Source organism: Streptomyces sp. NPDC026377, assembly GCF_055567715.1.
This window is the reverse complement of the sequence record NZ_JBVHPV010000006.1, coordinates 391051-397493: the sequence shown is the minus strand read 5'-3', so window position 1 is coordinate 397493 and position 6443 is coordinate 391051. Positions and strand designations below refer to the sequence as shown.

Annotated in this window: 5 protein-coding genes and 1 pseudogene; 5 read left to right on the top strand and 1 reads right to left on the bottom strand. The window is 73.0% G+C overall.

Annotated features, from left to right (window positions below):
* Positions 1-742: pseudogene (locus ACZ4MU_RS16390) on the top strand (hypothetical protein); the annotation flags it as partial.
* Positions 724-1593: a tetratricopeptide repeat protein gene (locus ACZ4MU_RS16385; RefSeq protein WP_467876325.1), complete on the top strand. Its 870-nt coding sequence runs from the start codon at positions 724-726 to the stop codon at positions 1591-1593. The pseudogene ACZ4MU_RS16390 and the gene ACZ4MU_RS16385, both read left to right, overlap by 19 nt.
* Before the next feature lie 139 nt (positions 1594-1732).
* Here ACZ4MU_RS16385 and ACZ4MU_RS16380 read toward each other — a convergent pair whose 3' ends face one another.
* On the bottom strand, positions 1733-3031 hold the full coding sequence (locus ACZ4MU_RS16380; RefSeq protein WP_467876322.1) for a DUF1015 domain-containing protein: 1299 nt from the start codon (positions 3029-3031) through the stop codon (positions 1733-1735).
* Between the two features lie 72 nt (positions 3032-3103).
* Between ACZ4MU_RS16380 and ACZ4MU_RS16375 the strand changes: the two genes are divergently transcribed.
* From ACZ4MU_RS16375 to ACZ4MU_RS16365, 3 genes are all read left to right on the top strand, one after another.
* Positions 3104-4132 (top strand): HAD hydrolase-like protein, encoded by a 1029-nt coding sequence (locus ACZ4MU_RS16375; protein ID WP_467876320.1) that lies wholly within the window; start codon positions 3104-3106, stop codon positions 4130-4132.
* A 224-nt stretch (positions 4133-4356) separates the two neighbouring features.
* Positions 4357-5415, top strand: coding sequence for a FecCD family ABC transporter permease (locus tag ACZ4MU_RS16370; protein ID WP_467876318.1), 1059 nt, complete (start codon positions 4357-4359; stop codon positions 5413-5415).
* Positions 5412-6440: a FecCD family ABC transporter permease gene (locus tag ACZ4MU_RS16365; protein WP_467876315.1), complete on the top strand. Its 1029-nt coding sequence runs from the start codon at positions 5412-5414 to the stop codon at positions 6438-6440. The genes ACZ4MU_RS16370 and ACZ4MU_RS16365 overlap by 4 nt, the downstream gene beginning before the upstream one ends.
* Positions 6441-6443 lie beyond the last annotated feature (3 nt).

Sequence of the window (6443 nt, the reverse complement as noted above, 5' to 3'; positions counted from 1 at the left end):
GGTGGTGGCTATGGCCGTCGTGATGACAACCGTGGTGGCTCGGGTGCCGGTGGTGGCTTCGGGCGTCGTGACGACCGTCCGGCCCCGCGCCGTGACGATGACCGTGGCGGTTTCCGCCGCGATGACCGTCCGGCCCCGCGCCGTGATGACGACCGTGGTGGGTTCCGTCGCGATGACCGTCGTGATGACCGCGCCCCTCGCCGCGATGACCGGCCCTCCTTCCGTCGTGACGACGACCGCGGTGGCCGCCCCTCCGGTGGTGGCTTCGGGCGTCGTGACGACCGTCCGGCCCCGCGCCGTGACGATGACCGTGGTGGGTTCCGTCGCGATGACCGTCGTGACGAGCGTCCCTCCTTCCGCCGTGACGACGACCGTGGCGGCCGTCCCCCCGGTGGTGGCTTCGGGCGTCGTGACGACCGTCCGGCTCCCCGTCGTGATGACGACCGTGGCGGTTTCCGCCGGGACGACCGCGCGCCCCGCCGCGAGGACGACCGTGGTGGCTACCGAGGCCGGGACAGCCGGGATGACCGTGGCGGTTTCCGCCGGGACGACCGTGGCCCGCGCCGCGACGACGACCGCGGTGGCTACCGGGGCCGGGACAGCCGGGACGACCGCGGCGGCTTCCGTGGCGGCGACGACCGCCGCGAGCGGGACCGCGACCGTGAGCCGATCAAGCGGCTGCCGATCGACGAGGACGTCACCGGCAACGAGATCGATGAGGACGTGCGTCAGGAGCTGCTGAGCCTGCCCAAGACCCTCGCCGAGGACGTCGCCCAGAACCTGGTCATGGTGGCCCGGCTGATCGACGAGGACCCCGAGCAGGCGTACGCGTACTCGCGTATCGCGCTGCGGCTCGCCTCCCGTGTGGCGGCGGTCCGTGAGGCGGCCGGGTTCGCGGCGTACGCGACGCAGAAGTACTCCGAGGCGCTGGCCGAGTTCCGGGCCGCGCGGCGGATGACCGGGCACGTCGAGCTGTGGCCCGTCATGGCCGACTGTGAGCGGGGCATGGGCCGCCCCGAGCGTGCGCTGGAGATGGCCGGCGCGCCCGAGGTGCAGAAGCTCGACAAGGCCAGCCAGGTCGAGATGCGCCTGGTCGCGGCTGGTGCGCGGCGGGACATGGGGCAGCTGGACGCCGCCATCGTGACCCTCCAGAGCCCCGAGCTGGCCTCGAACTCGGTACAGCCGTGGACTCCGCGTCTGCGGTACGCGTACGCCGACGCCCTGCTCGCCGCCGGGCGTGAGGACGAGGCGCGCGAGTGGTTCGCCAAGGCGCTGGAGTCCGACAAGGAGGGCACCACCGACGCCTCCGACCGCCTGGCCGAGATGGACGGCGTGGACTTCGTGGACGCCCTCGGCGAGGAGCAGGAGGGGCAGGACGAGCAGGTCGACGCCGACCTCCTCGACAGCGCCGACGAGTCGGACAGCCTGCCGGACGAGGACGAGGAAGACGACCGCGACGCCGAGGACGACGACGAGCCGGACGAGCTCGACGAGGTCGAGGCGGACGCCGACGCCGAGTCCGACGCCGTGGTCGGGACCGACGCCGACGCCGACAAGGGTTCGGCCGACGAGGGTTCGGCCGACAAGGCCTGAGCCACCGTCTCCGTAGGCGCCCTGTAGGCGCCTGGGAGCAGTGCAGTTGGGAAAGGGCGGCACCCCCACCGGGGTGCCGCCCTTTCGTGTATGCGGCGCTCGCGGGCGCGTGCCGCTCGCGGCTGCGTACCCGTACCGCTCAGTTCACCGTCAGGCTCCGCAGCACCAGACCCGTCGCCGGCTTGGGGCCGAAGGACGTCGATTTGCGGGGCATCGTGACGCCCTGGCGGGCCAGGTCACGGACGACCTCCTCGCGGACGGGGTGCATGAGCACCGCCGTGCCGCCGCGCCGCTCCGCCTGTTCGACGGCGGCCGTCGTGTCGTGGATGTACATGATGTGCTCGGGCGCGTCCGGGATGCGCCAGACGTGGTCCAGGAGCGTGGAGTGGAGCACGGCCGCGTCCAGTTCGCGCCAGGCCTGTGGGCGGTCGGTGCGGACGGTGCGGGCGAGCAGCTCCGGGTCGGGCCGGTCCAGGAGGTGGAAGTGCCCGTCGCCCGCCAGCAGGAACGCGTTGCCCTCGGCGCTCGCCTCCGCGAGGAGGTCCAACGCGTCGGGCAGCGGCACCGAGAACGTACGAATGCGGAAGGCGCCGGATTCGGCCACCGCCGCCAGGGCCTCGCTGACCGGAAGCCGGTGCAGCAGCCGGTGGATCGCGCGCACCCGCAGCGGATAGCGGGCGGTGTCCACGAGCAGGACCAGGCCGAAGTCCCAGGGGCCGGGCGCGGACTGCTCCGAGCGCAGCCGCAGATAGGTCGCCCAGCGGTGGTGGCCGTCGGCGATCACCGCCTGGTGGTGGGCCAGCTCGGTCTGGATCTCGGCGAGGTCGGCGGGGTCCGTGACCGCCCACAGCCGGTGGCTGTAGCCGTCCTCGGTGGTCGTCGAGAGCAGCGGCTCGCGCCGTACGGTCCGTTCGATGACCGCGCCCGCGCCGGTCGGCGCGCTGCCGTTGCCGCCCCTGTCACCGTGGTACGTCAGGAGCAGCGGCTCGAAGTGGGCGGCCGTCGTGCGCATCAGGGCGGCGCGGTCCTCGACGACGTGCGGCATGACGTCCTCGTGCGGCAGCACCACGCCCTCGGAGGGCTCCGAGAGGGCGAGCGCCCCGATGAGGCCGCGCTGGAGCAGGGTGCCGTCGTGCTGCTCGTACACGTACAGCGCGGGCTCCGCGTCGGGGGCGAGGACGCCCTCGGCCAGCCAGTCGTCGAGGGTGAGCGCGGCCTGCTGGTGCCGTGCCGTGGGCGTGGCGGCCTGCGGCAGGATCAGCCGGACGATGTTGTACGGATCCGCCGACTCCAGGTGCAGGAGGCCGTCGGGCCGCACCACCACGTCGTACGGCGGCGAGGTCACGGCGGCGAGGCTGCCGACGCGCTCGGGTACGTAGCGCAGCCCTCGGAAGGGGATCAGGCGCAGCCCGTCGTCCGTACGCCCAGTTGTGGTCATTGGTGCATGGTAAGTGGGGTGCGGGCATGCGTGATGATCGGGGGGAGAGCATCGAGCGAGGAGTGGATGAGGATGAGCCAGCCCAGCAGGACCCGGCCGAGCGGGAGCGCGCGGGCGTTGAGTGAGGTGTACGACACGGCTCTGCTGGATCTCGACGGGGTGGTGTACGCGGGCGGTGAGGCGATCGACCACGCCGTCGACTCGCTGGGTACGGCCCGTGAGGGCGGGATGCACCTCGCGTACGTCACCAACAACGCGCTGCGGACGCCGGACGCGGTGGCGGCGCACCTCACCGAGCTCGGGGTACCGGCCGAGTCCGGCGATGTGATCACCTCGGCGCAGGCGGTGGCGCGGCTGATCTCCGAGCAGGTGCCGGAGGGTTCGCGGGTGCTGGTGATCGGCGGCGAGGGGCTGCGGGTGGCGCTGCGCGAGCGCGGCCTGGAGCCGGTCGAGTCGGCCGAGGACGACCCGGCGGCGGTGGTGCAGGGGTACGGCGGGCCCGATCTGGCGTGGGGCCGGTTCGCCGAGGCGTCGTACGCGGTCGCGGCCGGGGTGCCGTGGTTCGCCTCCAACACCGATCTGACGATCCCGAGCGGGCGCGGTATCGCGCCGGGCAACGGGGCTGCGGTGGAGGTGGTGCGGATCGCGACAGGCGCCGAGCCGCAGGTGGCCGGGAAGCCGCTGCCGCCGATGCACCGGGAGACGATCATCCGTACGGGTGCGCGCAAGCCGCTGGTGGTGGGGGACCGGCTGGATACGGACATCGAGGGGGCGTTCAACGGCGAGGTCGACTCGCTGCTCGTCCTCACCGGGGTGACGGACGGCGCCCAGTTGCTGGCCGCGCGCCCCGAGCACCGGCCGACCTTCGTGGACGCGGATCTGCGGGGGATGCTGACCGGCCAGCCGGACGTGGCCGAAAACGACGGTGAGTTCGGGTGCGGCGGGTGGACAGCGGCCATCCGCGACGAGGCGTTCGCCCTCGACGGCGAGGGCGAGCCGCTGGACGGCCTGCGGGCGCTGTGCGCGGCGGCGTGGACTTACGCGGGTGACGGCGTGTGCGAGTTGGACGCGGGGAAGGTGCTGGAGCGGCTGGGGTTGTGAGGGGGCCCTCCGGGGGGGGCGGGGTGTGGTCGGTGGGTTTCTGCGGGTTGGTTTGGGCTGGTCGCGCAGTTCGTCGCGCCCCTGAGGAGGGTGCCTGGGGGCGGGGGCCGGGGCTCGGGGCCGATTCTCGGTACGGGGCTTGGGAGTCGCCCCTTCATGGCCGGGCTTCGGCCATGATCAAGGGTACTGTCGGCCGCTTTGCAGGGTAGGCTAACCTAACTTGCGTGTTGGTAGACAGCCCCTCCCCGCCGAGCGCGCAGACCGCTGCCGCGCCCCCGGCCCCGACCACCCGGCGGCACGCCCTGCGGGCCGCCGGACTGCTCGCCGCCTTGGCGTTCCTGGCCCTGGTGGCGCTCGCGAGCATCGCGGTCGGCGCCAAACAGATCCCGCTCGCGGACGTCTGGCACGGGTTGTTCCACTACTCCGGCACCGCCGACGACGTGATCGTCCACGACACCCGGGTGCCCCGCACCCTGCTCGGACTGCTCGTCGGGGCCGCGCTCGGCGTCTCCGGCGCGGTGATGCAGGCCCTCACCCGCAACCCGCTGGCCGAACCCGGCATCCTCGGCGTCAGCGCGGGCGCCTCGGCCGCCGTGGTCTCCGCGATCAGCTTCTTCGGGGTCACCAGCCTGACGGGGTACGTCTGGTTCGCCTTCGCCGGCGCCGCGGTCGTCTCCGCGCTCGTCTACGTCCTGGGCGGCAGCCGGGAAGCCACGCCGGTCCGCCTCGCGCTCGCGGGCACCGCCGCCACGGCCGCGCTGTACGGCTACATCAACGCCGTGCAGTTGATGGACTCGGCCGCGCTCGACCGGCTGCGGTTCTGGTCGGTCGGCTCGCTGGCCTCCGCCAACGCGGACACGGTCACCGAGATCGTGCCCTTCGTGGCGGTCGGTCTGGTGCTCGCTGCGCTCATTGCCCGGCCGCTCAACGCGATGGCCCTGGGCGACGACACCGCCCGCGCGCTGGGCACCCACCTCACCCGGACCCGCGTCCTGGCGATGGTCACCGTCACCCTGCTGTGCGGGGCCGCCACCGCCGCCTGCGGGCCGATCGTCTTCATCGGCCTGATGGTCCCGCACGTCGTCCGGGCCATCACCGGGCCCGACATGCGCTGGATCCTGCCGTACGCGGCCGTGCTCTCACCCGTGCTGCTGCTCGGCTCCGACGTGGTCGGCCGGGTGATCACCCGGCCCTCCGAGCTCCAGGTCGGCATCGTCACCGCGCTCATCGGCGGGCCCGTCTTCATCTTTCTCGTCCGCCGCAAGAGGATGGCTCAGCTGTGAAGGCCGTACGCACGCCCGGGGGTTACTCCTTCCGGGCCGACACCCGTTCGCTGGTCGTCGTCGTGGCGCTGCTGGCCGCCGCCCTCACGGCGGGTGTCGTCCTCGTCGGCAGCGGCGACTTCGCCATCGCGCCGCTCGACGTCGTCCGTACGCTCTTCGGCTCCGGCACCACCCAGCAGGACTTCATCGTCAACGAACTGCGGCTGCCCCGGGTGCTCGTGGGGCTCCTGGTGGGCGCCGCGCTCGGCATCTCGGGCGCGGTCTTCCAGTCCATCTCCCGCAACCCGCTGGGCAGTCCGGACATCATCGGCTTCGGCCAGGGGTCCTCGGTCGGCGCCCTCGTCGTCATCGTCTGGTTCGGCGGTGACGCCACCGACGTCGCCGTCGGCGCCCTGCTCGGCGGCCTCGCGACCGGCGTGGCGGTGTATCTGCTCGCCTGGAAGAAGGGCGTGCACGGCTACCGCCTGGTGCTCGTCGGCATCGGCGCCGCCGCGATGCTCACCGCCTGCATCCAGTACCTGCTCACCAAGGCCCAACTGGTCGACGCCACCCGGGCCATGGTGTGGCTGACCGGCTCGCTCGACGGGCGCGACTGGGAGCAGGTGTGGCCGCTGCTCGCCCTCTTCGCCGCGACGCTGCCGGTGATCCTCGCCTACGGACGGCCGCTGCGGATGCTGGAGATGGGCGACGACGCGGCGTACGCGCTCGGGGTGCCCGTCCAGCGGACCCGGACCGTACTGATGCTCGCCGCGGTGCTCCTCAACGCCGCCGCGACCGCCGCGGCCGGTCCCATCTCCTTCGTGGCGCTGACCGCGCCGCAGCTCGCCCGCCGCCTCACCCGTGCCACCGGGCCCAACATCCTGGCCTCCGGCTGTATGGGCGCGACCCTGCTCGTCACCGCCGACTGGGCCTCCCAGCGGCTGTTCGGCGAGAGCAAGCTGCCGGTGGGCGTGGTCACCGGGGTGGTCGGCGGCCTCTATCTGCTGTGGCTGCTGGTCACCGAGCGCAAGGCGGGCCGGATATGAGCG